The 1,730-nt window shown below is 54.0% G+C and carries 3 protein-coding genes and 1 pseudogene; all 4 read right to left on the bottom strand.

Going from position 1 to position 1,730, the window contains the following annotated elements; all coding sequences use genetic code 11:
* Positions 1–212, bottom strand: a pseudogene (locus ACTJK9_RS29550) (hypothetical protein); the annotation flags it as partial.
* A gap of 115 nt (positions 213–327) precedes the next feature.
* Positions 328–645, bottom strand: a complete 318-nt coding sequence (locus tag ACTJK9_RS29545) for a DUF6966 domain-containing protein (RefSeq protein ID WP_085613240.1) — start codon at positions 643–645, stop codon at positions 328–330.
* Positions 646–734: 89 nt separating this feature from the next.
* Positions 735–1,136 carry a hypothetical protein gene (locus ACTJK9_RS29540; protein ID WP_085613239.1) on the bottom strand — a complete coding sequence of 134 codons (402 nt, stop codon included), beginning with the start codon at positions 1,134–1,136 and terminating at the stop codon, positions 735–737.
* A 113-nt stretch (positions 1,137–1,249) separates the two neighbouring features.
* Positions 1,250–1,651, bottom strand: coding sequence for a hypothetical protein (locus ACTJK9_RS29535; RefSeq protein WP_221397646.1), 402 nt, complete (start codon positions 1,649–1,651; stop codon positions 1,250–1,252).
* Positions 1,652–1,730: the final 79 nt, after the last annotated feature.

Below are 1,730 nucleotides of genomic sequence, written 5' to 3'. Positions count from 1 at the left end.
CCACCTTCAGCAACGCGGCGTTCGATCAGACGATCAGCGCCACCTTCGGCAACACGGCGTTCGATCAAACGATCCGAACCACCCTCAGCTAAACGACTTTCAATCAACCGATCCGAACCGCCTTCGGCGATCATGGTGTGGGCGGGTTTGGCTGCAAAAGCGTTGACTGCAAGAACCGAGAAAGCGATGCCGAGAAGGATTTGGCGTTTCATGATCGTGTGCTCCAGGGGTGTTGTTTGTTGGGTATGGAGCCGATGTTACGCCGCGGATTTTTTATGAGAACTTCATTGAGCTGATGGTGACTATCGACGCCAGCAATGAATGCCGTTATCGCTGCATGTGCCTGATTTCATTGGCCAGCCCGTAGGCTTGCTCACGGAGTTCGGCAAATTTTGCATTCAGTTCGCCATAGCCGCGCTTCCAGGCAAATGCACCGTTGATACTGGTTTGTCCGAGCACGACATCATTGAAGGACCCCATCCCGCCATAGGCCGAGAGCAGCCACGTGATTCCGGAATAATCGGAGTCCAGCAATCGTGCGCGAGCTTTTCGCATCCACGCGCTCCAGTGCGCTTCTCCGTCGCTTTCCAGAACACTGATTAACTCATTCAGTACCTTGATCAGCGTTTCGGTTTTCGGGCCCATGTTCAATGAGTGCTCCTTTTGATGAGGCGTAGATACTCAACCAGTGACGACTTCAAGACGCCGAAGAGTGAGCGTTGCGCAAAGAGCGATCAAACAAGCTGACGCTTCACGTCCAGCGCGATCGAGGCAAAGCCTTTACCTGTGCCCGGATTAGATGTCGAAGTATTTTGCATCGACGAGACGTCCTCCCAGCGATCCACGGATTCAATGTGTTCATGGGAGGCGTCCGTATCGATTTCAAATGCGATGAAACATTCGTTTTGATCCAGCAAAAGTCCGAACAGGCGAGGCATGCCGGGAAAGTCGATTTCCAGTTCCAGCACGATGGACGACGACCAGTCGATGCCTTGGGATTCTCCGTATCGGGCCAGGGCGACAGGTACACCCTGTTTGCGCCATTCACTGGCGCAAAGCATCAAACGATGCGCAACGACTGCGTTTTGCTCCTGCACGTTGAGCTGTTTTTTCTTCAGTAGTCGTTCAATGTCCACGGGAAACCTGAAATTCGCAGCGTCGGGCTAAGAGCTTACCCAGCAAACGCAAAAAGCGCGCGCAAAGAAAAGCCCGGCTGATCAGGCCGGGCTTATCTTTATGCGCTGCTTACTTATGCAACGCGGCGTTCGATCAGGCGATCAGCGCCACCTTCAGCAACGCGGCGTTCGATCAGTCGATCAGCGCCACCTTCAGCAACACGACGTTCGATCAGACGATCCGAACCACCTTCAGCCACGCGGCGTTCGATCAGACGATCAGCGCCACCTTCGGCAACGCGACGTTCGATCAGACGATCCGAACCACCTTCAGCAACGCGGCGTTCGATCAGACGATCAGCGCCACCTTCGGCAACACGGCGTTCGATCAAACGATCCGAACCACCCTCAGCTAAACGACTTTCAATCAACCGATCCGAACCGCCTTCGGCGATCATGGTGTGGGCGGGTTTGGCTGCAAAAGCGTTGACTGCAAGAACCGAGAAAGCGATGCCGAGAAGGATTTGGCGTTTCATGATCGTGTGCTCCAGGGGTGTTGTTTGTTGGGTATGGAGCCGATGTTACGCCGCGGATTTTTTATGAGAACTTCATTGA

The sequence above is a fragment of the Pseudomonas sp. 22082 genome, from assembly GCF_052046055.1.
GTDB classification, from domain to species: domain Bacteria; phylum Pseudomonadota; class Gammaproteobacteria; order Pseudomonadales; family Pseudomonadaceae; genus Aquipseudomonas; species Aquipseudomonas pharyngis.
Note: the sequence above shows the minus strand (reverse complement) of the source record. Positions and strands in the feature narration are given on the sequence as shown.

Coding starts and splice junctions, on each gene's coding strand:
- ACTJK9_RS29545 (WP_085613240.1), bottom strand. CDS start 645: ATGGGCCCGAAAACCGAAACGCTGATCAAGGTACTGAATGAGTTAATC.
- ACTJK9_RS29535 (WP_221397646.1), bottom strand. CDS start 1,651: ATGAAACGCCAAATCCTTCTCGGCATCGCTTTCTCGGTTCTTGCAGTC.